We start from the raw sequence: 23,098 nt of genomic DNA on the forward strand, positions 1-23,098 counted from the left end.
ACAGAGAAAGTGGCAAGTACAAAGGCAAACAGGTTATCCAGGGTGGCCGCAGTCAGGTTCGCACCGTATTGTTCATGGCGATGATGTCAGCGATGCAGTGCAATCCTGTTTTGAACGCACTTACACCAGGCTAGTCGCAGCGGGCAAACCCAAGAAAGTCGCCATTATTGCCTGCGTCAGGAAGATGATTGTCATCCTCAATTCAATGGTGAGAGATGGCGTCATGTGGGAAGAAAAAACTTCATAAATTCAGGATTGACGCCATAGTCGTTTGTTATATTTCTCTACCAGCAATTAATTTCATATTTAAAAATGACCATATAAATCGAATCAAGAGGTTTCTCTAATTTTATCTGCGCATTAGTTGCCACACCTATCTTATAGCCTTTGTCTTTACAAATAGTTAATACTGATTCGCTAATACTGTCTAGAGCTTTAAATTCTGCATTATAAATCCACTCAACTACATTTGTATCATTTTTAAGCATTTGCATTGTAGAAGAGCTACGATAACCGACACTAAAATTGAAGTAGTTAGGAGGCGCATAGTAACTGGGCAAATTACCTAGAAACACTTCTGGATTGACAGGTATGTTCGAAGCTAAACTACTATTGGCAAACATGATAAATGATGCAAAAGCGACTTTTTTAAACATTTCAACAATCCTTCTTTGAAACATAACCCCCCACTTAGGGGCACAAATACGGCGGCTATAATCGTAACGAAGTGACACAGCCGCCGTGTTTGTGTCCCAGCGAGCCTGCGAGCGACTTAATATGATTGTTAGCTTTATTTTACTTTAATACTCACTTCCGTTTCTAAAGTAAGTTCTTTGTTATTAGCAAGGTGCTGAAGTAAATCTGAGGTATTTTTTATTTCTGTATCAGTTTCAGAGGTTTTTTTACTTGAAACAAATTTTCTGGTGACAAGTTCTGAAACTATGTGGCCAAAAACCAGCGCCAAAACTGAAAGAAATGATGTCCCGTCATCGTACATTTTATCTTCTGGATAGATATTGAGAGAACTAACCAGCGACGCCCCGGCAGCACTAAGAAGCATAAATATAGCTATTCTGCTTATAACTTTTCCGTCATAACGAGCGGAAACATATCCAGTTAATAAAGCAAAAATAAATGCGGTAGCTGTATATTCCATTATGTGACTCCAATATAAATTTTAAAATTCGGTGAAAGCTAACAATTTTCTCAACCCCAAACAGCCTAAATCCACCAGATCACTGAGGACTACTTCTCTGTTCATAAAATAAACACTGAGCGAAAACACCCTTTGAGTCAAGCACCTATGCGTTGTCGTTTTTCAGCAGCAGGCACAAATACGACAAAATGTATTGTATCCCGATTTACATTGCGGAATGAGAATCCCACCCTCAGTACAGTTACTCAATGTCCATTACCAAATTAGCCTGGTTTCTTTTTAAGGAAGTGAGGCTATATGCAATCAGCATTTCTCCAAGGTCTTTATGACTTTAAGATGCTCAAGCGCTATGCAAAGCGAAGCATCAAAACTTATTTATACTGGATTACCGACTTCCTGCGTTTTCACAAATATCTTTATGCAAACAACAAAAAAGGGCCCGCAGGCCCTTTTGAAAAGTACGTTGATTGCGATTAAACGCGCTCGAACACGGTGGCAATGCCCTGACCTAAGCCAATACACATGGTGGCAAGCCCCAATGTTTTGTCGTTAGATTCCATTAGGTTTAACAGGGTGGTGCTAATACGAGAACCAGAGCAACCCAGCGGGTGACCGAGTGCAATGGCGCCGCCGTTCATGTTTACCTTATCGTCGTAGCTTTCCAGCCAGCCTAGCTGCTTAATACAAGACAAGGCTTGAGCGGCAAAGGCTTCGTTGAACTCGGCAATTTCGATGTCATCCATGCTAAGGCCGGCACGTTGCAGCGCTTTTTTCGTGGCTGGCACGGGGCCATAACCCATGATAGCAGCGTCGCACCCTGCAACGGCCATTGCACGAATTTTTGCTCGTGGTGTGAGACCAAGGGCTTTGGCTTTATCTGCCGACATTAACAGCATGGCGGATGCACCATCTGAAATAGCCGAAGCGGTACCGGCAGTAACAGAACCGTTTACCGGATCGAACACCGGGCGTAGGCCCGATAACGTTTCAACGGTGGTTTCCGGGCGAATTACTTCATCGTAATCAATTAACTTAAGCACGCCGTCGGCATCGTGACCTTCGGTAGCAACAATTTCGTTAGCCCAGCGGCCTTCAACGTGGGCTTTGTGCGCTAACTGATGCGAACGGGCAGCAAAGGCATCCTGCATTTCACGGCTAATGCCATTTTGGCGACCCAGCAATTCGGCTGTCATACCCATATTGCCAGAGGCTTTCGCCGTGTATTTTGCCAACGCAGGGTGGAAGTCCAGGTTGTAAGTCATTGGTACGTGGCCCATGTGTTCCACGCCACCAATCATGTATACATCACCGCGACCACTCATAATACCGCTGGTGGCATCGTGCAAAGCCTGCATCGACGAACCACAAAGACGGTTTACCGTTACCGCCGCGGTAGAGCGGGGTAAATCGGTGAGTAACTGCGCATTACGAGCAATATTGAAGCCTTGTTCTTTGGTTTGCTGAACACAACCCCAAATGATGTCTTCAACTTCGGCTGGGTCTAAGTTGGGATTACGCTTAACAAGCGCCGTCATAAGGTGTGCAGACAGAGACTCTGCACGTACATTTCTGAATACGCCACCTTTGGAACGACCCATAGGTGTGCGGACTGCATCTACGATTACTACATCTTTCATATTCTTCTCCCTGGGTCGTTACGCGAAATACGATTTGCCGTCAGCGGCCATCTGGCGCACGCCGTCGGTGATCTGGTAAATAGGACCAAGGTGGGCGTACTTGTCGGCAAGCGCTACGAATTTGTCCAGTCCCATGGTTTCGATGTAGCGGAAAATACCGCCGCGGAACGGTGGGAAGCCCAAGCCATACAGTAGCGCCATATCGGCTTCTGCCGCACTGGCAACAATACCTTCTTCCAAGCAGCGAATCGCTTCATTGGCCATCGGGATCATCAAACGAGCGATAATTTCTTCTTTATCGAAAGATTGACCGTCAGCGCTGTGTGGCTTGATGAGTGCGTAGGCCTCGTCAGCCGCTTCTTTGCTTGGACGACCGCGCTTATCGGTGCCGAAGTTGTAAAAGCCTTTCTTGTTTTTCTGGCCTAAACGCGATGCTTCATAAAGCAGTGTAACGGGGTCGTTATCAACTTTTGCCATGCGCTCTGGAATGCCTTCGGCCATTACGCTGGCCGCATGATCGGCGGTATCCATACCTACAACATCAAGCAGGTACGCCGGGCCCATTGGCCAACCAAAGTCTTTCTCCATTACTTTGTCTACGGCTACGAAGTCGGCACCATCGAGAACCAGCTTGCTGAAACCAGCAAAGTAGGGGAACAGTACGCGGTTTACCAGGAATCCCGGACAGTCGTTTACGACAATCGGGGTTTTACCCATTTTCAATGTGGTGGCAACCACGGCATTGATGGTGTCTTCGGTGGTATTCTCGCCACGAATGATTTCTACCAGTGGCATGCGGTGTACGGGGTTAAAGAAGTGCATACCGCAGAAACGTTCTGGTTTGCTGAGGTTTTTAGCCAACTGATTAATAGAGATTGTTGAGGTGTTCGAACAAATAATGGCATCGTCTGCCACCACTTCTTCTGTTTCCTTCAGCACAATGCCTTTCACTTTCGGGTTTTCGACAACCGCTTCAATGATAACGTCAGCATCTTTAATCGCGCTGTACTCAAGTGACGGCGTAATAGCATTCAGCGTGGCAGCCATTTTCTTCGCGTCAACTTTACCCAGCTCCATGCCTTTGTTAAGGATTTTTGCTGCTTCGCTTAAACCTAAGTCCAGTGCTGCGGTATTAATATCTTTCATTACCACAGGCACGCCTTTTGAGGCGCTTTGGTAAGCAATACCGCCACCCATAATACCGGCGCCCAGAACTGCGTTTTGCTTCACTTCTTTGGTCGCGGCTTTGGCCATTTTCTTACCTTTGCCTTTCACCAGCTGGTCGGCCAGGAAAATGCCGATTTGCGCTTTGGCCGCATCGGTTTTCGCCAGTTTAACAAAGCCTTCGTTTTCTAGTTTCAGTGCACCGTCGCGGTCGAGACCAGCGGCGTTTTTCACGGTTTCTACCATCATGTGAGGTGCTGGGTAGTGTTTACCCGCTTTGGCTGCAACGAAAGCTTGTGCAGTAGAGAAGCTCATCATGGCTTCGTTCTGGTTTAATTGCAGAGGCGCTTTTTTCGAAGCACGACGTGACTGCCAATCGAGTTTGCCGGCAGCGGCGTCAGCCACCATTGATACCGCAGCGTCGAGTAATTTTTCTGGGGCAACTACCGCATCAACCGCGCCTTCGTTTAATGCTTGTGGGCCTTTTCGATCTTTGCCGGTGGTCATCCATTCCAGCGCATTGTCTGAGCCAATCAAGCGGGGTAGTCTAACGGTGCCGCCAAAGCCTGGCATCAGGCCGAGTTTCACTTCTGGTAAACCAATAGATGCGGTGGTATCAACCACGCGGAAATCACAGGCTAACGCCATCTCGCAGCCGCCGCCCAGGGCGAAACCATTAACCGCAGCGATGGTTGGGAAGGGGAGATCTTCAAAGCGATCGAATACCTGAGAGGTGTTAGCAACCCAGCCGAGTACTTCTTCTTCGGGCTGTTCAAACATGGCAGTGAATTCGGTGATATCGGCACCCACGATGAATGCGGATTTGCCGCTGCGCACTACTGCAGCTTTAATACCGCCGTGTGAGGCCATGGCTACAGTGGCTTCGTCGAGCTCTGCCACGGTTTGGCGATCAAACTTATTTACTGATCCCGGGGCATCAAATACCAGTTCAGCAATTCCGTCATCTGACAGGGAAACCGTCAGACTTTTGCCTTCGTATATCATTCTCGTCTCCTTCGGCTTTAGCGAGGGTGTCAGTGTTTTAACAACCGATTGTGCAACAAATCGTCTCATCGGATGTCTTAGACTAACTGTTAGGGTGGCCTGATTGTGACAATGCCACGAAAAATTTCAACAAAAATTCAAACAAGCGTTTAAATTTTTTTGTAAGTGGCGATGCGGAGCACAAAAATCAAGCTCGAATTCGCATTGTCAGGTTGTATAATGGTTACAGAATTGGGTGTACGCCAGCGGTTATTTACTTTTTTGGGTTGTTTTTTGTTCATTTTAACCCCTTTCGCTGGCTACATTTCTGTCATTCACTCGTTTGGCTGGATGGTTTTCAATGCAGGTATTCGCGTTTACACGCATGAAATGTCTCACGTTTTCTTCCCTTGCCCTGGTTAGCTGGCTGAGTGTATTTGCGTGCAAAGCAAGCGCGGAGGCCACAACCGAGTTAGCGGCACAGCGAGCCCAATTTATTGCGCTCGAAAAGCAGCTTGGTCGCGCAAGTCGGCAAAAAGTGAAACAGCTTGAAGACGAGGTTGAAGCCTTGTCTTCTTATCCTCTTTATCCGTATCTATTGCGTCAGCAAATTGATCAACGCATGGATATGGCTCACCGCGACGATATCGAAGCGTTCTTACTGAATTATCACAATCAACCGTTTACCTATGGTCTGCGTGGTCGCTGGTTGCGCTATTTAGCCAAACATAACGAGAAAAAAGCGTTTCTGGCGAATTACCGCGATGGCATGGGCACCACCATTACCTGTCAGTACCTGCAATATCAATTACAAGACGCCGCCCAGCCAGATTACTGGCTTGATAAAGTCGAGCCGCTGTGGCTGGCAGGCGACTCGCAACCAGACGAATGCGACCCAGTATTTCGTCGGTGGCAGAAAGCGGGCAGGCTAACCGATGACCTCATACTTGGCCGTATCGAAAAAGCCGCTTTGGTAGGCAACCCGAAGCTAGTGCCTTATCTGAAAGGCAAACTGCCGTCGTCTAAACATTACTTAGCCGAGCTGTGGTTGCAAATTCGTACCTCATCTTCGCTGGTATTAAAGAAATCGCGCTTCCCACTTAAGAACAAACAAATAGAAAGTAAAGTGCTGGCGTACGGCATGGAGAAGCTGGGCTGGAAAGATCCCAAGGCAGCAATTAAAGCCTGGTATTTGTGGCAGCCCTACAATGTGTTTTCAAAGCAGCAGTATATCGATGTTAGCCGGGCTATTGCGCTAAGTTTAGCCATAGGCGACGAACCCGAGGCGGATGAATGGCTGAAGCGGGCAGATATCGACGGTGCTGCAGAAGACGTGAAACGCTGGCATATGTCTTATTTGCTGCGCCATGAGCGCTGGCAGGATGTACTGGATTTAATTGCGCAAGCACCAGCAACGATTCAGCAAGATGAAGCATATCGTTACTGGGAAGCCCGCAGTTTAGAAGCGCTAGGGTTACCTGAACAGGCTGAAGAGCGCTACCGAAAACTGGCTGGCGAAAGACACTACTACGGCTTTATGGCCAGCGCCCGGGTGAATCAACAGCCCACTTTACGGCATGCCGAAACCCCTCGCAGCGACGAAACCATTGCGATGATTGCCAACCGACCAGCGGCCAAACGGGCAAAAGAGTTTCTGGAACTTGGACGATTAATCGATGCCCGACGTGAGTGGCATTATATGGTTACATCATTGGAAACCTCTCAGGTGAAAGATGCAGCCTTATTGGCCAACGAGTGGGGCTGGTTTGATCAGGCAATAATCAGTTTCACGCAAAGTGGATTTATGGATGACGTTGAGAAACGTTTTCCCATGGCATATGCCGAACGCTTCAATGATGTGGGTCGCACCTTTGATATTCAGCCCGCCTTTGCCATGGCCATCGCGCGTCGAGAAAGTTCCTTCATGGTAGACGCCGTTTCGCCAACCGGTGCCCGCGGTTTGATGCAACTGATGCCGGGTACTGCCCGTTACATTGCTGAGAAAAAAGTGTCATCGGACGAACTGTTTGATGCCGATCAGAACGTACATTTCGGGGTGCAGTACTTGCGCTACCTAATGGATAAAATGGGCGATAATCCGGTACTGGTTTCGGCATCTTACAATGCAGGATGGCGCCGTGTAATGAAGTGGCTTCCGGAAGGGAAGACCATGGAGACCGATATCTGGATCGATACCATCCCCTATAAAGAAACCCGAAATTACGTTAAAGCGGTAATGGCGTATCGCTATATCTACGAACATCAAATGGGTGAGTCTTCTGGTATTTTTGAGAAGTTGGCGCGTTCAGCCATTCCTTCTGTAGATGGCCTGATGGGGCCGGGCAGCGCGTCTGGTAGCACGTTCGCCCCAAAATAAGATCTCCCCACCCGTTTTTCACGTTAACTTCGGCGTGATAAGCTAATTGTTATAATTATTTCAACGCGATTACCCCGTTAGTGCGAACTGGCGAGGGTACACGCGAGACAGAACCAGAGGTTTTATGACCACATTCGCCGATACTTACAAGGATCACATCGCCACCCTTCAAAGCCGCACGCTAGAAGCGCTTCAGCGGGAAGGACTTGATGGCCTGGTGATCCACGCAGGCCAACCCAAAAGGCTGTTTCTCGATGATAACGATTACCCGTTTAAGGTGAATCCGCATTTCAAAGCCTGGGTACCGGTGGTCGATAATCCGAACTGTTGGCTGGTGGTAAATGGCCGTGATAAACCAAAGCTAATTTTTTATCGTCCTGTGGATTTCTGGCATAAGGTCCCCCCCGAGCCGAATGACTTCTGGACTGAAGAATTTGATATCGTGCTACTTAAGCAGGCAGATGCCGTTGAAAAGCATTTGCCTTACGATAAGAAGAATTACGCCTATGTGGGCGAATATATTGAAGTGGCTCAGGCCCTCGGCTTCAACACTGTGAATCCCGACCGGGCGTTGAACTACCTGCATTTTCAACGGGCTTATAAAACCGATTATGAAATGGCGTGTATGCGTCGTGCCAATGAATTGGCAGTAAAAGGCCACCAAGCCGCCCGGAACGCTTTTATGGCAGGAGAAAGCGAGTTTGCCATTAAACAAGCTTACAATAGTGCTGCTCGCCACGGCGACAACGACTTACCGTACAACAGCATTGTGGCGTTAAACGAGCACGCTTCGGTACTGCACTACATGCATTGCGATTTAGATGCCCCAACAGACTCTCGTTCATTCTTAATTGACGCGGGGGCGTCGTTTCACGGTTATGCTGCCGATATCACTCGCACGTACAGTCGCTCTGATGCCCGTTTTGCTGATTTGATCCGCCGTGTCGATCACATCACTGTAACACTGGCAAATGCATTGAAGCCCGGCGTGGCCTATACCGATATTCATTTGCTTGCCCACGATGGTATTGCTCAGGTACTTCACGACGTAGGCATTATTAACATGCAGCCGCAGGATGCAGTGGATGCGGGTATTACGGCACCGTTTTTCCCACATGGCATTGGTCACTTCCTCGGTTTGCAGGTACATGATGTAGGTAGTTTAGTGGCCGACGATCGCGGCACACCCAAACCGGCCCCAGAAGCGCATCCGTTCTTACGTTGTACCCGTGTGGTAGAAGCTCGTCAGGTGTTCACTATTGAGCCAGGATTGTATTTCATCGACAGTTTGCTTGCAGATTTGAAATCCAGCGAGAATTCGAAATATATCAATTGGGACGTAGTAGATCAGTATCGTCCGTTTGGCGGCATACGTATTGAGGACAATATCATTGTTCATCGTGACAAAAACGAAAATATGACCCGTGATCTCGGATTAAACTAATAGGTATGATCGCAAGAGTTCATTGAGTGATAAGCGACACCGGCTATTGCGTGTTTAACGCAATAGCCGGTTTTTATTGGCGTGAATGAATTTGTGCCGGAGCGTTAAACAGTTTTACAATGAAGAGTACTCAGCCAGCGTTAGCGACTGAGTACCTTGAAAACAGCGACTGGGCGCTATTTGGTGCGTTCTACTGAAATGTGTGCCAGCGCAATGAGAGCCTGTTTGAAATCGGATTCTGGAACAGGGTCGAGGGCTTTTACCGCCTTGTCTGCCTCTTCAGTTGCACACCGTTTGGTATAATCGAGTGCACCGGTTTCATCCATAATGCGCTGAATGCGTGCAAGATGGGGAAGGCCATTGGCTTTTTCGATCGCTTCTCGGATCAATGCCTGATCGTCAGGATCTTTGGCATGCCACATGGCATACAACAAGGGTAACGTAGGTTTCCCTTCCGCCAAATCATCACCGGCATTCTTGCCCATTTCTTCACTGTCGGCCACGTAATCCATAATATCGTCTGCCAACTGGAAGGCGGTACCTAAATGCTTTCCGTAATCCTGCATGGCAGATTCAATCGACGCAGGCTGTTGAGTAAGCACGGCAGCAAGCTGCGTTGCCGCTTCGAACAAGCGTGCGGTTTTGCCGTAAATCACATCGAAATAGCGTTCTTCTGTGGTATCAGGATCGTTGCAGTTCATTAACTGCAGTACTTCACCTTCGGCAATACGATTGGTGGCATCGGAAAGGATTTCCATCACTCGCATGCTTTTCAGGCTTACCATCATCTGAAATGAGCGAGAGTAGAGGAAGTCACCCACCAAAACACTGGCCTGATTACCAAACAGTGCGTTTGCTGTTTGTTGACCACGGCGCAATGTAGATTCGTCTACCACGTCGTCGTGAAGCAGCGTGGAGGTGTGAATAAACTCGATGATCGCGGCCAGAGTGTGGTGTTGATCGCTGGTGATCCCCATGGATCGTGCAGCCAAAACACAAAGCAACGGGCGCAGACGTTTGCCGCCACTGTTGACGATGTAAAAGCCTAACTGATTGATGAGGGCAACATCGGAGTCGACTTGCTGCTGTATAAGCGCGTTTACCGCTTTCATATCCGCTGCGGCTAGCTCGCGGATCGCATTGATGTCCATTGGCATGTCGTGAGTAAATTTTGCTGAATTCATTTGAAGCCGTGATTGTACCTGAATCTGTTGGGGTATCCACCCGGATAACTTAAAAAACTGAATTGGTGAGAAAAATTTTAGCTAATAGGCATATTAATTATTTAATTTATGTCATATATCCGTAAAATACCCTCCACACAAAACCCGTGTCGACATCACTTTGTTGCGAATTTCAGTTAACGGCAACAAGAACAAATAGTCTGGTTGCGTTACAAAATTTACCAATAAAATCAATTTCTTGGTATTTTTTGTTTGATGAGATTTTAATGGCAATTGTTGATTTTCGGCATCCCCGGGGGCGTATTGAACCGAAGCGCGAAAAATAATCAAATTTTGTGCTTTTCGGGGTTGAGATCTCAGGATGTTTCACGTACAATTCGCGCCCTGTTTTTTGAATTGAAGCGTCAAAGAGACGCAGAGCGGAGTAGAATATGTACGCGGTTTTCCAAAGTGGCGGTAAACAGCACCGTGTGGCTGAAGGCCAGACCGTTCGTCTAGAGAAGATCGAAGTCGCGCCAGGCGAGACTGTTGAATTCGATAACGTATTAATGGTTAGCAACGGTGACGACATCAAGATCGGCACACCTTTAGTTGCTGGTGGTAAAGTGACTGCTGAAGTTGTACAACACGGGCGTGGCGATAAAGTAACTATCGTTAAGTTCCGTCGTCGTAAACATCACCGTAAACAAGCGGGTCACCGTCAGTGGTTCACAGAAGTGAAAATCACTGGTATCAACGCATAATAGGAGCACGAACACATGGCACACAAAAAAGCTGGTGGTAGTACCAAAAACGGTCGTGATTCAGAAAGTAAACGCCTTGGTGTTAAGCGCTTTGGCGGTGAATCAGTTCTTGCTGGTAACATCATCGTAAGACAACGTGGTACTCGATTCCACGCTGGCGACAACGTAGGTATCGGTAAAGATCACACGTTGTTTGCTCTGAAAGACGGTAAAGTTCAGTTCGACGTTAAGGGCAAGAACAACCGTAAATTCGTGAGCATCATCGGCGAGTAATCCCGATTGACGTTACGCCGAACAGGCTTAAAAAACCCCGCGTAAGCGGGGTTTTTTGTTTGTAGTAACAAGATTTTTTACCGGGCCCTTTGTCCTTCATCAGATTGGCGATGTAGTGATTGTCACAATGGTGTAAACTTAGTTTTCAAATACGGTAGTCGACAACGACTCGGAGTAACTAATGAAATTTGTTGATGAAGCTGAAATTCGTGTTGAAGCCGGCGATGGCGGTAACGGCACAGTTGGCTTTAGACGTGAAAAATATATCCCGAAAGGTGGTCCTGACGGCGGTGACGGTGGCGATGGCGGTTCTGTTTATTTGCAGGCCGACGAAAACCTGAACACCCTCATTGATTATCGCTTCGAGCGTTTCCACCGTGCAGAGCGTGGCCAAAATGGTCAGGGCGGCAACTGTACTGGCCGTGCAGGTGAAGATCTCACGGTAATGGTGCCAGTAGGTACCCGTGCTACAGATGTGGAAACTGCAGAAGTGCTGGGCGACCTGACTAAGCATGGCCAGCGTCTTAAAGTGGCGCAGGGCGGCTTTCACGGTTTAGGTAACGCGCGCTTTAAGAGCAGTGTTAACCGAGCGCCACGTCAGAAAACAAATGGTACGCCGGGTGAAATCCGCAACCTGCGCCTGGAGCTGATGCTGCTGGCTGACGTGGGCTTGCTGGGTATGCCGAATGCCGGTAAATCTACTTTTATTCGCTCTGTATCGGCCGCTAAGCCGAAAGTTGCCGATTATCCTTTCACTACTCTGGTACCAAATCTGGGTGTGGTGAGACAAGATTCCCAGCGTAGCTTTGTTATCGCTGACATTCCGGGTCTTATCGAAGGTGCTGCCGACGGCGCTGGTTTGGGTATTCGCTTTTTAAAACACCTTGAACGCTGCCGGATCTTACTGCACTTGGTTGATCTGTTGCCCGCAGATCAAAGTGATCCTGCTGAAAACGCCCGTAAGATCATTGAAGAACTTGAAAAATACAGCCCTAAACTGGCAGCAAAGCCACGTTGGTTAGTGTTTAACAAAGTCGATCTGCTGCTTGAAGAAGAAGTAGAAGCGCTGTGCAAAGAGATCACTGAAAAACTCGAATGGGACGGTCCGGTATATCAAATTTCTGCATTTCAGAAGATGAATACCAATGCACTTTGCCACGAAATCATGAACTTCATTGAAACGTTACCGGCTGAGGTAGTTGATGAAAATGAAGGTAAGGAAATCGATTTTCAGTGGGATGCTTATCAGAAAGCCACTGGTGATGATCTGTCTGACGATCTGGATGACGATGATGATTGGGATGAAGACGACTACGACGTAGAAGTCGAATACCGCCGTTAATCGTATTTCAGGGAGTTGTGATGAAGTTAGCAATGATTGCAGCCATGGCTCACGATCGTGTGATTGGTGCCGATAATGATATGCCATGGCACTTACCCGCCGATCTGAAGCATTTTAAAGCCGTTACGCTAGGCAAGCCGGTGGTAATGGGGCGTCGAACCTACGAATCTATTGGCAGGCCGTTACCTGGTCGCCCGAATATCGTGGTGACATCGTCAACTACCACAAATTTCCCAGAGTCGGTTATGATAGTCAGCTCACCAGAGCAGGCACTAGAAGTCGCTCAAACCCTCGTGGGCGATGAACAGGAAATTATGATTATTGGTGGTGGTAAGATATATGAAACGTTTCTACCCATGGCAGAAACCCTTTATCTTACCCACATTGATTTGCAAGTAGCGGGTGATACCCGTTTCCCAGATTATCTGGCACAAGCGGAATGGGATGAAGCGGAAAGCCAACAGCATGTTGCTGATGAGGCGAATCCGCATAACTATCGTTTTGTGACACTTCAGCGCAAACGCTGAAGCCTATGGCCAGGCAGATACTGTGATTTAAGCACCATGTGCCTATATCACAGTATTCCCTAAGCCTATTCCACTTATCTGAGGGCTATTCGCCCATCTGATCAAACAGACTTTCTAACGATAATCCTTGATGGCTAAGCATATCCCGCAGTCTGCGCAATGCTTCAACCTGGATTTGACGTACACGCTCCCGCGTAAGACCGATTTCAGCGCCCACATCTTCTAGTGTGGATGGCTCATACCCTAACAGGCCAAAACGACGAGCCAGTACCTCACGCTGCTTTGCGTTGAGTTCTTCCAGCCACTTCACGATATTGGCTTTCATATCGTTGTCCTGTAGATCTTCTTCCGGACCAAATTCATTCTGGTCTGCAAGTATATCTAACAGGGCTTTATCGTTCTCACCGCCAATGGGGGTGTCTACAGAGGTGATACGCTCGTTCAAACGCAGCATGCGTGAAACTTCGTCGACAGGCTTATCGAGCTCGGTCGCTATTTCTTCTGCAGTGGGTTCGTGATCGAGCTTTTGCGACAACTCACGGGCACAACGCAGATAAACATTAAGTTCTTTGACAACATGAATAGGCAGACGAATGGTTCGCGTTTGATTCATGATGGCACGTTCGATGGTTTGTCTAATCCACCAGGTTGCGTAGGTTGAGAAACGGAAGCCTCGCTCCGGATCGAATTTCTCAACAGCGCGGATAAGACCCAAGTTGCCCTCTTCAATCAAGTCAAGCAGTGCAAGACCGCGATTGTTGTAGCGGCGCGCTATTTTAACGACAAGGCGAAGGTTGGATACAATCATGCGCTTTCTGGAAGCTTCACAGCCTTTCAGAGCGCGTCTGGCAAAATAAACTTCTTCTTCGGCAGTTAACAGAGGTGAGAAGCCGATCTCTCCCAAATAAAGCTGGGTTGCATCCAGATTCTTTGGTAAGTCGTCCTGAACGAACACTGAGTCATCAGTATCGTCGTCCATGTCGGCAGTGTTAGTATTACCAGCTTTCATATTCACTGGCATGTCCATCTCGTCTAACTCATCACGAGACTTTGATTCGATTACAGCGGCTTTTGTCTGACCCACGACAGCATCTCCTGCATTGTTGGTTACCCTGCGATGTTCTCCTCAAATTTTATTATTATTTATTGTTATTCTTATCGTTTCGGCAAATAGCGCAGTGGATCTAACGATTTCCCACGATATCTAACCTCGAAATGTAGCTTCACTGAATCTGTTCCGCTATCGCCCATGGTTGCAATTTGTTGCCCTGCGGCTACCCATTGCTGTTCATCGACTAACAGCTTAGCGTTGTGTGCATAAGCACTCAATAATGCATTCGTATGTTTTATGATGATTAAATTACCATAACCACGTAATGCGTTACCGGCGTATACCACTTTGCCATCGGCGGCGGCTAAAACTGGTGAACCTCTTTGGGCGCTTAAGTCTAAACCTTTATTACCGGATTCAGTGTTGCTAAATGTTAACGTAATGTTGCCATTGCTTGGCCAAACCCATTTTGACACCTTATCCGGAAAGTCTCTTCTGGACGGGTTATTGACACTTTTAGTCAAAGGTTTGACGGCGGTAACTTCTTGTCCGTTAACATTAATTTCACGTTCACTGTACGCCTGTGCCGGTTTAGGGTCAACACCCCTTTTGTTGTATATTCTGCTGGTCGTACCAGTTTTTTCTTGCACTTTTCTGGGGCGGGTGTTGCGTGTCAGCGATGTCGTAGAGGGGGGGATTAAGCGCAGTTTTTGACCAGGGTAGATATTGTAAGGTGCTGATAGTGAGTTGTATTTTGCAATGTCTCGGTAGTCATTTCCGGTGTACCAGGCGACCGCAAATAGCGTGTCACCCTTTTTTACTACATAGCTTTGAATCTCTGACCCCGATTGTTTTTTTTCTACCTGACTATTGAGTAAAGTCACTGGCGCGGGGCCTGTTGAGCTAGAGCAGGCCGTCAAAAAAATGACGGAGAAACAACCAAGAAGAACGTAAATGGTTCGCATTAACGGTGTCAGTGAAGGATGAGATAGGCAAGAATGGCGAGTCCAATGGTGGCCCAACCAAGAATTTCGACGTATTCTCGTAGCTTTTCTTCCATTGCAGCACCACCCAATTTCATCAGACCAGCGACTAAAAAGAAGCGGGCTCCTCGTCCCACTGCCGAAGCAATAAGGAAGGGAATGAATGCCATATTTAATACACCCGCACTGATGGTAAACACTTTATAGGGGATGGGGGAGAATCCGGCGAGGAAAACTACCCAAACGCCATAGGTTTCAAACCAATCCATCGCAGTCTGAAGCTTACCTTCATAACCAGCGGAAATGACGAGAGGCTCGATCCAGGCCTCAAAAGTAAAATATCCCAGCACATATCCTGCAATACCACCTAGTACAGAAGCTACCGTGGTGATAAGTGCAAACGTCCAGGCTCGCTGAGGCCGGGACATCGACATAGGGGCAAGCATGACATCAGGCGGAATAGGAAAGAACATGGATTCTGCGAAGCTGAGCAACGCGAGGTATCTACTGGCGAACTGATGTCGCGACCAGCGTAACGCCAAATCATAGCATGGCTGAAAAATTTTCACTGAAGCTCTCCTGCAACCAGTGGTACAAATCGAACAGCCTCGATGGTTTCAGTTTTCAGTTCACCGTCGATTCTGTCAACACAGAGTAGATTTTGTTGCTCACTGCCTACAGGGATAATTAAGCGGCCACCTTCTTCAAGTTGCTCACACAAGTCCTGGGGTAGGCTGCTCGCGGCTGCAGTAACCAGAATGGCATCGTAAGGCCCTTTGCTAGGCCAGCCTTTCCAGCCATCACCGTGCTTCATAGACACATTGTGCAAATCTAGCTGGTTCATTCGGCGCTTTGCCTGGAACTGCAACGACTTAATACGTTCCACAGTGTAAACGTGACCAAAAAGCTGAGCTAAAATTGTTGTTTGATAGCCAGAGCCGGTGCCGATCTCGAGGATCTTACGCGGATTATTTTGCGCCTTGAGTAGCAGCTCGGTCATTTTTGCCACTATATAAGGCTGCGATATAGTCTGGCCCTGACCAATGGGTAGGGCAGTATTCTGGTATGCCTTGTGTTTGAGGGCATCGGGTAAAAACAGTTCTCTGGGCGTGGCCGCGATAGCCGTTAGCACTTTCTGATCACGCACGCCTTCACTGAACAGAAGTTCAGCCAGCATTTCACCTTTTTTCAATGTTCTCATTGCAACAAATGTGTTCCTGTTAGAATTGTTATTAGATTTTTTTATTCAGCCATTCTTCCATGGTACCCAGGCTGCTGTGGGCTGTCATATCCACACTGAGTGGTGTGACGGAGCAATAACCATTGGCTATTGCATGAAAATCGGTACCGTCGCCGGCGTCTTGTTCCGCACCTGCAGGACCGTACCAGTAGATCTCGCGGCCAAAAGCATCCTTCGCTTTTACCATTGCTTCTGCGCGATGTCGGCGGCCCTGGCGAGTCACTTTAATCCCTTTTAATTCATCGTAAGGAACATCCGGTACGTTCACATTTAAAATCTGATTAGCCGGCAGGGGATGGCTTTCTAACTTAGTAATGATATCCAGGACTACCCGAGCAGCGGTGTCGAAATGCTTGCCTTCATGACTGGTGAGGGAAACGGCAATAGCAGGAAGACCCATATAGCGGCCTTCGGTTGCGGCTGCAACGGTGCCAGAGTAAATAACATCATCACCGAGATTCGCACCGTGGTTAATCCCTGAAACGACCAACTCTGGATCTTCTTCCAAAAAGCAATTTACACCCAGGTGCACACAGTCGGAAGGCGTGCCGTTTACCGAATAAAAGCCGTTATCTAATTGTTGAATACGCAGTGGGCTGTGCAGAGACAGCGCATTACTGGCACCGCTACAGTTACGGTCTGGGGCAATAACGGTAACGTCGTGTCGGCTAGTCAGCGTTTCAAATAAGATCGCAATGCCTTTGGCAAATACACTGTCGTCGTTACTTAATAAAATGCGCATGCATGCTCCGGAAATAGTAGAAAACTTAGTCTGCGCTTTGAACGGTGCTTAAATCTACACAATCTCTGAGCACCGTAGTGGCGTAGCAGCCCGCAGGCAGACTGAAAGAAACAACAACTGTATCACCGTTATGTTGCCATTCAAGTTGCGACGGCCAGATTTTTACCGGACGACGTTCCTGTTTTAACCCTTCGGCGGCAAGAAATGCGGTGATTGGCTCAAATTGCTCTGCCACTGATAATTCCAGCGCGGCGGCAATGGTTTTCGACGGCAAGTCGCCCTTGCCCCATAATGGCGCTGTTGGTGATAAGTCCTGTTGTTCGTAACGCTGTTGAACGGTGGAATCTTCGCCATCGTTAATAAAGAAGGAGTGTGAGCCTGACAGCATTAGCGCGTCGCCGGGGAGTACCGTATTTAATGCACCGTTTTCAATACGCGTACTGATCACTTCGTTAAACAACCAGCTGCGTAATGCGGAAATCGCCATATTGCGCTTGTTGCGGTTTCGGATGGCTTCACCGCCTATCATTTTTGCCGCTAGCTGAAGATTTCCACCTTCCAAACGTTCGCCAGTTTCTCCAATGCGAACATTGCCAAAACGTTGATCGCCAAAGTAATTGGGAACACCTTGTACGGCTGCGCGTTGTAATTCGGCGATAAGTTTGTCTGCATCGCTCACGTTGCGTAAGGTAATGGCAAAGTGATTTCCTTTCAGTTGGCCGGTGCGTAGCTTTTTATTGTGGCGATGTTGAGCCAACACTTTTACGCCTGGAATCGCTAGTTTCGAAAAGTCAAAATCGGCTTTTCCTGGCGCGTGCAAGCCAATCCACTGACGGGTAACGGCGTATTTGTCTTTGCGGCCCGCATACGAAACATTGCGCAGCGGCAAACCCGTAAACTTGGCCAGTTGCTCTGCTACCCACGCTGTGTTCGCCAGGGTTTTTTCTATCCAAATAAATTGATGCTCGCCGTCGTTACTGAAGTCGTAACCAAGCTCTTCGGTTACAACAAAGTCTTCAGGCTTGGCTTTTAAGGTAGCAGTGCAAGCCGGTGCTTCCTTACTGTAGCGCCAGTGAGCAGTAGACAGATTCATGGCAGCGCCTTCAGCAGAACAACGGCATGCGCGGAAATGCCTTCTTTACGACCGGTAAAACCTAACTTTTCGGTGGTTGTCGCTTTTACGTTGATGTCTTCTATGCTGCACTGACAATCGGTGGCAAGCAGCGCGCGCATGTCTTGTATGTGCGGTGCCATTTTAGGAGCCTGAGCAATTATGGTCATATCGGCGTTGCTCAGTCCGTAACCTTTGTCTTTTACTAAGCTTATGACATGACGCAGTAGATAGCGGCTATCTACACCAGACCATTCGTCGTCGGTGTCTGGGAAGTGTTTGCCAATATCGCCCATGGCAGCAGCACCAAGAATGGCATCGCAAAGCGCATGAATAAGCACGTCACCATCAGAGTGGGCAAGTAAACCCTGTTCATAGTCGATACTGACGCCACCAATAATAATGGGACCTTCGCCACCAAACTTGTGAACATCGTAACCGTGACCAATTCGCATAGTTGCCTCTTAATCTTTCTGTTGTGACTGTTGTAAGTAGAATGCGGCCAGCGGCATATCCGCTGGGCGTGTTATCTTGATATTCGCCGGGTTGCTGTCGATAAGCGCTACCTGATAACCCGCGGCTTCCATGGCTGAAGCTTCATCGGTAACCACCACTTTTTTTTGTTCAGCCTGCTTTAACGCGGCAGTAAGCAAACCCGCGGGAAAAAGTTGTGGTGTAAGCGCATGCCATAATCTATCTCTACTTTCCGTATGAGAAATGGCGCCCGGCGTACTTGTGCTTTCCCGCTTCATGGTGTCTCGCACCGGTGTAGCCAGAATACCGCCAACCACATCACTTCGGTTTCGCACTTCAAGCAAGGTGTCTATATCGTCGTGGGACACGCAAGGACGCGCGGCATCATGCACCAAGGCCCACTCATCGTTATTCAGCAACTGTAAACCGGCTAACACTGAGTCGGCGCGTTCTTTACCGCCATCAACCACGGTAAGCCAGGTGGCATTCGCAATGGGTAGGTTAGGAAAATAAGGATCGTCGCAGCTTAACGCTACCACAACACGACTAACGGCGGGGTGTGCATTTAGTGTAAGAAGTGTGTGCTCGAGAATGGTTTTGTTACCGAGCTGAAGATACTGTTTGGGGCGGTCAGCCTGCATTCGGCTGCCAACACCTGCGGCCGGTACCACGGCAACGACTGAGGAATGTGTCATGAATTCTTAGTTTTCCGCCGGCAGGATCCGGTAAAAGGTTTCGCCCTGCTTTATCAGGCCCAGTTCGTTTCTGGCACGCTCTTCAATAGATTCCAGGCCAATTTTCAAATCGCTAATATCGGCTTTAAGAAGGTTGTTACGCTGGGCAAGATTATCGTTTTGCAGGGATTGTTGCTGTACTTCTTGCTTCAGTGCCAAATAGTCAGGCACTGAGTTTTTTCCGAACCACAAGCGGTACTGGAGCAAGCCCAGCAACACCAAAAGTACGAAAGTAACCCAATTATCCCGCCACACGGAAACACCTGTTATCTGATTAAAGGTTCATTATGCCTTCTACGGCCAGCCCGGTCTACTGACCGAGCTTGCTTTTCAGTTTATCAAACAGTTTGTTTTTCTGCTGGTCGATCACACTGTTCAGCTGGGTTTTTAGCAAACTTTCTAACTGACTGCTGTCGCCTTGTGCTGCGCTTAACATGCTTTCCACGTTAACTAGTTGTCCCTGAGTCTCAGTTTGTACGCCTCCAACCATGCCATTGAGTCGCAGCATTACTTCATCCAGTTTATCTTGTTGACTGGCTGTTAGCTCTGAAATAGCGGCTTGCGCTAATTTATTATCGAGGTCTGAAGATATCGCAAAATCCGGGTTGCTCAGGGTACCGGAAAGGTTAAGTTTCATATCTAGAGTTTTTAACTGGTTCAGCGCATTGGCAATGGCGGTGGTCAGTTTGTTGGTGCCTGCCGCTTCAATAACCAGGCTGGCTAAATCAATGTCACCGCTACCGTTAAGCAAATTGTCATTAATCGAGAATTGTCCCGATGTGGTGACCAAGGCTTTTTCCAGTGCGGCAGAAAGCTTCTCACTATTTACCATGGGAACATTCGCCAGGTTAACGCCGGCCAGCGACCATTGTTGTGAAGCATCGACGCCTTTTTCATCAATCCAGAATTGTCCGGAAGACTCGAATTGTTTTAGCAGTTCACCCGCAGCAGAAATGGTAAAGGTAGTGGGTTCGCCAAATACCGGGTGCGTATTAGTGATGTTTTTCCAAACACTGCCAATGGTCTCATCTTTATATTTCACTGCCACTTCGGCTTCTTTTACCAATATGGCGGGGAGCTCGGTGGCTGGCGTATCGTCGGTTTGTGGTTCCCCCTGGATTAGCGGTAATACTATTTGCACAGCAGACATCAAATATTGCGTATATTCCGCCGCTTTGTCTCCGAACACTAACTGTGTGACTTGCTGCATGGCGGCATCGTCACCAGCAATAATGCCTTTCATCAGCTGATAATCTTGTTTTGGTGCCGCTTTCAATTGTTGCAGAGAGTCGGAAAGGGCAGTGCGGGCATTCTTCGCATTATCAGTAAAGTCTGTGATCAGCGCCCGGTCGGCTGATATTTGCTCTTTTAACGTTTTTAGCTTTGATTGCGCTTCAACCAGTGCCTGAGGATTTTTAAAATCCATCTCTTTTAAGGCTTCTACCTGGTTTTTGTATTCCTCGATGCGAGATTTGTCAGGTAGCGCTTGATAAGACGTTTTAAGCTCTTCGGAATACGTTTCGTAGGTTTGTTTTGCTTGTGCTACTGCCGCCGTGGTCTTGAGAGGGTTACGCTCAATCAGTTCATCCACAGTGGGAATGGCTTCTTTCGCTTTCTGTTTTATTTCATCGAAGGTCAAGCTTTGAGTGGGTTGACGAAGCACCTTACCTTCACTGCTTCTTGGCTGGTCGAATTCCACATCCAGCACCTGAAGTTTGTTTACGATAACTTCTTTGGAAAGAAGTGGCATTAACGCCACATCGCCAAAGGCTTTGCCAACAACCACCTGATTTCGCATTGGCGCGGTGGGGTTGGTCAGTTGAATATCTTCAATGGTCACGGTAGTGGGAAACAATGAATGATGAAAGCTACCAATATTCACTTCAGCCCCATACGACTGAGAAAGCTGGTCTTCCAAGATGGATTTGATAATCGTATTTGCAAGCAGCCAGTAACCAATGGCTACCAGAAGAATAACGACGAGGGGGATGTAGCGTTTTTTCATTTTTACACCAGGCCTAGACTTTTTTTGAAAGCTGATTTTCACCGCTTTGGTGTCAGCATAGCATTATCCTTAATACTCGCGAGCGTGAAGATTGGATGATAGTGGGGTGAGCGCAACTAAGTCGCACTCACCTAACAGGCCATTTAAAACTGAAATTTACTCATTGCTTGACGGGCTTTTTCTACATAATCCGCCAAAGCCTGACTGGTTTTGGTCATCTGCTCCACATTATCAACGGTATGTTTTGCAGATTCAGAAAGCTCATTGATTCTCATGTTTACTTCCTGCGCCGCCTCATTCTGCTGGTCTGTAGCTTCAGCGATATGGCGATTCTTACCGGCAATATCAGACACAATGGAGAGCAGAGTGTGCAGTGTGTCGTTGGCCTCATTCACATTGCTCACCGTACTGTCTACCGTCGACTGGCTGGTTTTCACTGCACTCACCGCAGCGGCCGAGCCGGTTTGGAGTTCCTGAATCATCTGCTGAATTTCATCCGTGCTTTGTCCGGTTCTGCTTGCCAGCGTGCGAACTTCATCGGCGACCACGGCAAAGCCCCGGCCCTGTTCACCTGCGCGGGCGGCTTCAATGGCCGCATTTAACGCCAGCAAGTTGGTTTGTTCGGAGATCCCGCGAATTACATCAAGCACGCTGCCAATTTTGTCACTTTGTTGCGCTAGCTGATTTACCGTATTGACCAGTGAATCGATACTTTGATTGAGCGATTGAATTTCCTGAACGGATTTTGCTACTGCAGTAATGCCTTGATGTGCGTTCGACTCTGCTTGTTCCGTTGACTGGTTGGCTGCTGCAGCATGCTGGCTTACATCACCAATTTGAACGGTAATTTGTTCCATCGCCGCGGCCACCTGAATGGCATTATGGCTCTGTGTTTCCGCCTGACTTCCGCTTGAACATCGAATCGTCTCAAGTTGCTTTCCTTGCGACGACACTTGTTCAATCGCACTATTCAGGGCTTGCAGTGAATCACGCACCTTGGCAACAAACGCGTTGTAATGGCGAGCGAGTCGGGCAATTTCATCATTGCCATCGGTGGGTAATTCTCGAGTAAGATCGCCTTCACCCTGCGCAATGTCTTTCATGCTGTCTGCAGCCGCATGCAATGGGGTAGTAATACTTTTACCAATTAACCAGGTGAATAAGGCAATCAACACCAAACAAATAACACCCAGCCCAATGAAGATATTACGGATGGTGGAGAATGCCGCATCCAGTCGTGTCAGGTATATCCCTGTGCCGATTGTCCATTGCCAGTCGGCAAAGCGTTTCACGTAGGAAATTTTATCGACAGCTTCTTCTGAATTTGGCAGCGGCCACACATAAGGCACAAATCCGGCATTTTCCGATTTCACCAGTTTCGCCATGGTGACAAAAAAGGTATCGCCATTTGCGTCTTTAAAAGTGGTGAGGTCCTGGCCATTCAATGCGGGTTTGATGGGATGCATGACCATGGCGGGCGTGTCGTCTTGAATCCACAAGTAGTTACCATTGTCATAACGCATTGAAGAGATAGAGGCTTTCGCTAAAGACTGGGCATCGGCTTGCGATAAAGTGCCTCTATTCGCCAGGTCAGCATAATGTTGAACCGTGGAATAGGCAATTTCAACGATGTGTTTAGTTGATTCGTAAGCGTCTTCTTTTTGTGCTTTGTAGTGCTGCTGTAAAACCACCGTAGTCATTACCACTACCAGGATAGCAACCAATAGCACTAGAAAGGCGAGTCGTTGTACCACGCTGAAGTTTCTTAGCTTCATAAAATTTCTCGCAAAATTTAATTTTTAATGAGTGTAGAAAGGTATCGGCTTCTGCGCCATTTTATTCAGCTTTATTTCGTTAAATCTATGCTCGGCAGGATTTATTTACAGCTATCGTTAGACAGCCTCGAAGGTACGACAAACGCCTCGTT

At 47.9% G+C, this 23,098-nt stretch carries 23 protein-coding genes and 1 pseudogene; 8 read left to right on the forward strand and 16 right to left on the reverse strand.

The genetic code is table 11. From position 1 onward, the window contains the following. Positions 1-247 (forward strand): annotated as a pseudogene (locus ACXAGX_RS16390) (transposase); the annotation flags it as partial. Between the two features lie 37 nt (positions 248-284). On the opposite strand, the gene ACXAGX_RS16395 reads toward ACXAGX_RS16390, so the two are convergent. Then, a complete protein-coding gene (locus tag ACXAGX_RS16395; RefSeq protein ID WP_474839625.1) occupies positions 285-656 on the reverse strand; it encodes a hypothetical protein in 372 nt (123 codons plus the stop codon). A gap of 134 nt (positions 657-790) precedes the next feature. After that, a complete protein-coding gene (locus ACXAGX_RS16400) occupies positions 791-1,156 on the reverse strand; it encodes a hypothetical protein (RefSeq protein ID WP_474839627.1) in 366 nt (121 codons plus the stop codon). A 297-nt stretch (positions 1,157-1,453) separates the two neighbouring features. Between ACXAGX_RS16400 and ACXAGX_RS16405 the strand changes: the two genes are divergently transcribed. Continuing rightward, complete coding sequence (locus ACXAGX_RS16405; RefSeq protein ID WP_474839629.1) at positions 1,454-1,633, forward strand: phage integrase N-terminal SAM-like domain-containing protein; 180 nt, start codon at positions 1,454-1,456, stop codon at positions 1,631-1,633. Here the strand turns inward: ACXAGX_RS16405 and fadA are convergent. Continuing rightward, on the reverse strand, positions 1,630-2,793 hold the full coding sequence (gene fadA, locus ACXAGX_RS16410; RefSeq protein WP_474839631.1) for an acetyl-CoA C-acyltransferase FadA: 1,164 nt from the start codon (positions 2,791-2,793) through the stop codon (positions 1,630-1,632). The genes ACXAGX_RS16405 and fadA overlap by 4 nt on opposite strands. A gap of 18 nt (positions 2,794-2,811) precedes the next feature. Then, positions 2,812-4,962 (reverse strand): fatty acid oxidation complex subunit alpha FadB, encoded by a 2,151-nt coding sequence (gene fadB, locus ACXAGX_RS16415; protein ID WP_474839633.1) that lies wholly within the window; start codon positions 4,960-4,962, stop codon positions 2,812-2,814. 340 nt (positions 4,963-5,302) lie between these two features. Here fadB and ACXAGX_RS16420 point away from each other — a divergent pair, with 340 nt between their 5' ends. Together ACXAGX_RS16420 and pepQ are read left to right on the forward strand one after the other, a co-directional pair. Further along, complete coding sequence (locus ACXAGX_RS16420) at positions 5,303-7,318, forward strand: transglycosylase SLT domain-containing protein (RefSeq protein ID WP_474839635.1); 2,016 nt, start codon at positions 5,303-5,305, stop codon at positions 7,316-7,318. Positions 7,319-7,442: 124 nt separating this feature from the next. Beyond that, the gene (pepQ, locus tag ACXAGX_RS16425) at positions 7,443-8,762 is read left to right on the forward strand and encodes a Xaa-Pro dipeptidase (RefSeq protein ID WP_474839637.1); all 1,320 of its coding nucleotides are present in this window, start codon (positions 7,443-7,445) and stop codon (positions 8,760-8,762) included. A gap of 176 nt (positions 8,763-8,938) precedes the next feature. Here the strand turns inward: pepQ and ispB are convergent, their stop codons facing one another. Further along, positions 8,939-9,913, reverse strand: a complete 975-nt coding sequence (gene ispB / locus ACXAGX_RS16430) for an octaprenyl diphosphate synthase (RefSeq protein WP_474840020.1) — start codon at positions 9,911-9,913, stop codon at positions 8,939-8,941. A 464-nt stretch (positions 9,914-10,377) separates the two neighbouring features. On the opposite strand from ispB, the gene rplU reads away from it, so the two are divergent. The 4 genes from rplU (at position 10,378) to folA (ending at position 12,831) form a co-directional block, all read left to right on the forward strand. Then, positions 10,378-10,689: a 50S ribosomal protein L21 gene (rplU, locus tag ACXAGX_RS16435; RefSeq protein ID WP_070125554.1), complete on the forward strand. Its 312-nt coding sequence runs from the start codon at positions 10,378-10,380 to the stop codon at positions 10,687-10,689. Positions 10,690-10,704: 15 nt separating this feature from the next. After that, on the forward strand, positions 10,705-10,962 hold the full coding sequence (rpmA, locus tag ACXAGX_RS16440; RefSeq protein ID WP_070125553.1) for a 50S ribosomal protein L27: 258 nt from the start codon (positions 10,705-10,707) through the stop codon (positions 10,960-10,962). A 181-nt stretch (positions 10,963-11,143) separates the two neighbouring features. Further along, positions 11,144-12,304 carry an Obg family GTPase CgtA gene (cgtA, locus tag ACXAGX_RS16445; RefSeq protein ID WP_474839639.1) on the forward strand — a complete coding sequence of 387 codons (1,161 nt, stop codon included), beginning with the start codon at positions 11,144-11,146 and terminating at the stop codon, positions 12,302-12,304. A gap of 20 nt (positions 12,305-12,324) precedes the next feature. Then, positions 12,325-12,831, forward strand: coding sequence for a type 3 dihydrofolate reductase (gene folA / locus ACXAGX_RS16450; protein ID WP_474839641.1), 507 nt, complete (start codon positions 12,325-12,327; stop codon positions 12,829-12,831). Positions 12,832-12,916: 85 nt separating this feature from the next. Here folA and rpoS read toward each other — a convergent pair whose 3' ends face one another. The 11 genes from rpoS to ACXAGX_RS16505 form a co-directional block, all read right to left on the reverse strand. Then, complete coding sequence (gene rpoS, locus ACXAGX_RS16455; RefSeq protein WP_474822599.1) at positions 12,917-13,915, reverse strand: RNA polymerase sigma factor RpoS; 999 nt, start codon at positions 13,913-13,915, stop codon at positions 12,917-12,919. A 71-nt stretch (positions 13,916-13,986) separates the two neighbouring features. Beyond that, the gene (locus tag ACXAGX_RS16460) at positions 13,987-14,847 is read right to left on the reverse strand and encodes a peptidoglycan DD-metalloendopeptidase family protein (RefSeq protein WP_474839643.1); all 861 of its coding nucleotides are present in this window, start codon (positions 14,845-14,847) and stop codon (positions 13,987-13,989) included. 8 nt (positions 14,848-14,855) lie between these two features. After that, positions 14,856-15,434 carry a YqaA family protein gene (locus ACXAGX_RS16465; RefSeq protein ID WP_474839645.1) on the reverse strand — a complete coding sequence of 193 codons (579 nt, stop codon included), beginning with the start codon at positions 15,432-15,434 and terminating at the stop codon, positions 14,856-14,858. Beyond that, positions 15,431-16,066 carry a protein-L-isoaspartate(D-aspartate) O-methyltransferase gene (locus tag ACXAGX_RS16470; RefSeq protein WP_070125548.1) on the reverse strand — a complete coding sequence of 212 codons (636 nt, stop codon included), beginning with the start codon at positions 16,064-16,066 and terminating at the stop codon, positions 15,431-15,433. The genes ACXAGX_RS16465 and ACXAGX_RS16470 overlap by 4 nt, the downstream gene beginning before the upstream one ends. 31 nt (positions 16,067-16,097) lie before the next feature. Further along, the gene (surE, locus tag ACXAGX_RS16475) at positions 16,098-16,847 is read right to left on the reverse strand and encodes a 5'/3'-nucleotidase SurE (RefSeq protein WP_070125547.1); all 750 of its coding nucleotides are present in this window, start codon (positions 16,845-16,847) and stop codon (positions 16,098-16,100) included. 25 nt (positions 16,848-16,872) lie between these two features. Beyond that, positions 16,873-17,940, reverse strand: coding sequence for a tRNA pseudouridine(13) synthase TruD (gene truD / locus ACXAGX_RS16480; RefSeq protein ID WP_474839647.1), 1,068 nt, complete (start codon positions 17,938-17,940; stop codon positions 16,873-16,875). Further along, positions 17,937-18,413 (reverse strand): 2-C-methyl-D-erythritol 2,4-cyclodiphosphate synthase, encoded by a 477-nt coding sequence (gene ispF / locus ACXAGX_RS16485; protein WP_474839649.1) that lies wholly within the window; start codon positions 18,411-18,413, stop codon positions 17,937-17,939. The genes truD and ispF overlap by 4 nt, the downstream gene beginning before the upstream one ends. A 9-nt stretch (positions 18,414-18,422) precedes the next feature. Then, entirely contained in the window at positions 18,423-19,127 is a 705-nt protein-coding gene (gene ispD, locus ACXAGX_RS16490; protein WP_474839651.1) for a 2-C-methyl-D-erythritol 4-phosphate cytidylyltransferase, read from the reverse strand. Between the two features lie 6 nt (positions 19,128-19,133). After that, positions 19,134-19,421, reverse strand: coding sequence for a cell division protein FtsB (gene ftsB, locus ACXAGX_RS16495; RefSeq protein WP_474839662.1), 288 nt, complete (start codon positions 19,419-19,421; stop codon positions 19,134-19,136). A 55-nt stretch (positions 19,422-19,476) separates the two neighbouring features. Further along, on the reverse strand, positions 19,477-21,171 hold the full coding sequence (locus ACXAGX_RS16500) for a TIGR03545 family protein (protein ID WP_474839664.1): 1,695 nt from the start codon (positions 21,169-21,171) through the stop codon (positions 19,477-19,479). A gap of 143 nt (positions 21,172-21,314) precedes the next feature. Continuing rightward, positions 21,315-22,946, reverse strand: coding sequence for a methyl-accepting chemotaxis protein (locus ACXAGX_RS16505; protein WP_474839666.1), 1,632 nt, complete (start codon positions 22,944-22,946; stop codon positions 21,315-21,317). Positions 22,947-23,098 lie beyond the last annotated feature (152 nt).

The organism is Alteromonas sp. ABV4_515, assembly GCF_056160345.1.

Excerpts from the sequence above, each read along its gene's own strand:
- ACXAGX_RS16395 (WP_474839625.1), bottom strand. The coding sequence starts at position 656 with ATGTTTAAAAAAGTCGCTTTTGCATCATTTATCATGTTTGCCAATAGT.
- ACXAGX_RS16400 (WP_474839627.1), bottom strand. The coding sequence starts at position 1,156 with ATGGAATATACAGCTACCGCATTTATTTTTGCTTTATTAACTGGATAT.
- ACXAGX_RS16405 (WP_474839629.1), top strand. The coding sequence starts at position 1,454 with ATGCAATCAGCATTTCTCCAAGGTCTTTATGACTTTAAGATGCTCAAG.
- fadA (WP_474839631.1), bottom strand. The coding sequence starts at position 2,793 with ATGAAAGATGTAGTAATCGTAGATGCAGTCCGCACACCTATGGGTCGT.
- fadB (WP_474839633.1), bottom strand. The coding sequence starts at position 4,962 with ATGATATACGAAGGCAAAAGTCTGACGGTTTCCCTGTCAGATGACGGA.
- ACXAGX_RS16420 (WP_474839635.1), top strand. The coding sequence starts at position 5,303 with ATGCAGGTATTCGCGTTTACACGCATGAAATGTCTCACGTTTTCTTCC.
- pepQ (WP_474839637.1), top strand. The coding sequence starts at position 7,443 with ATGACCACATTCGCCGATACTTACAAGGATCACATCGCCACCCTTCAA.
- ispB (WP_474840020.1), bottom strand. The coding sequence starts at position 9,913 with ATGGACATCAATGCGATCCGCGAGCTAGCCGCAGCGGATATGAAAGCG.
- rplU (WP_070125554.1), top strand. The coding sequence starts at position 10,378 with ATGTACGCGGTTTTCCAAAGTGGCGGTAAACAGCACCGTGTGGCTGAA.
- rpmA (WP_070125553.1), top strand. The coding sequence starts at position 10,705 with ATGGCACACAAAAAAGCTGGTGGTAGTACCAAAAACGGTCGTGATTCA.
- cgtA (WP_474839639.1), top strand. The coding sequence starts at position 11,144 with ATGAAATTTGTTGATGAAGCTGAAATTCGTGTTGAAGCCGGCGATGGC.
- folA (WP_474839641.1), top strand. The coding sequence starts at position 12,325 with ATGAAGTTAGCAATGATTGCAGCCATGGCTCACGATCGTGTGATTGGT.
- ACXAGX_RS16460 (WP_474839643.1), bottom strand. The coding sequence starts at position 14,847 with ATGCGAACCATTTACGTTCTTCTTGGTTGTTTCTCCGTCATTTTTTTG.
- ACXAGX_RS16470 (WP_070125548.1), bottom strand. The coding sequence starts at position 16,066 with ATGAGAACATTGAAAAAAGGTGAAATGCTGGCTGAACTTCTGTTCAGT.
- surE (WP_070125547.1), bottom strand. The coding sequence starts at position 16,847 with ATGCGCATTTTATTAAGTAACGACGACAGTGTATTTGCCAAAGGCATT.
- truD (WP_474839647.1), bottom strand. The coding sequence starts at position 17,940 with ATGAATCTGTCTACTGCTCACTGGCGCTACAGTAAGGAAGCACCGGCT.
- ispF (WP_474839649.1), bottom strand. The coding sequence starts at position 18,413 with ATGCGAATTGGTCACGGTTACGATGTTCACAAGTTTGGTGGCGAAGGT.
- ispD (WP_474839651.1), bottom strand. The coding sequence starts at position 19,127 with ATGACACATTCCTCAGTCGTTGCCGTGGTACCGGCCGCAGGTGTTGGC.
- ACXAGX_RS16500 (WP_474839664.1), bottom strand. The coding sequence starts at position 21,171 with ATGAAAAAACGCTACATCCCCCTCGTCGTTATTCTTCTGGTAGCCATT.
- ACXAGX_RS16505 (WP_474839666.1), bottom strand. The coding sequence starts at position 22,946 with ATGAAGCTAAGAAACTTCAGCGTGGTACAACGACTCGCCTTTCTAGTG.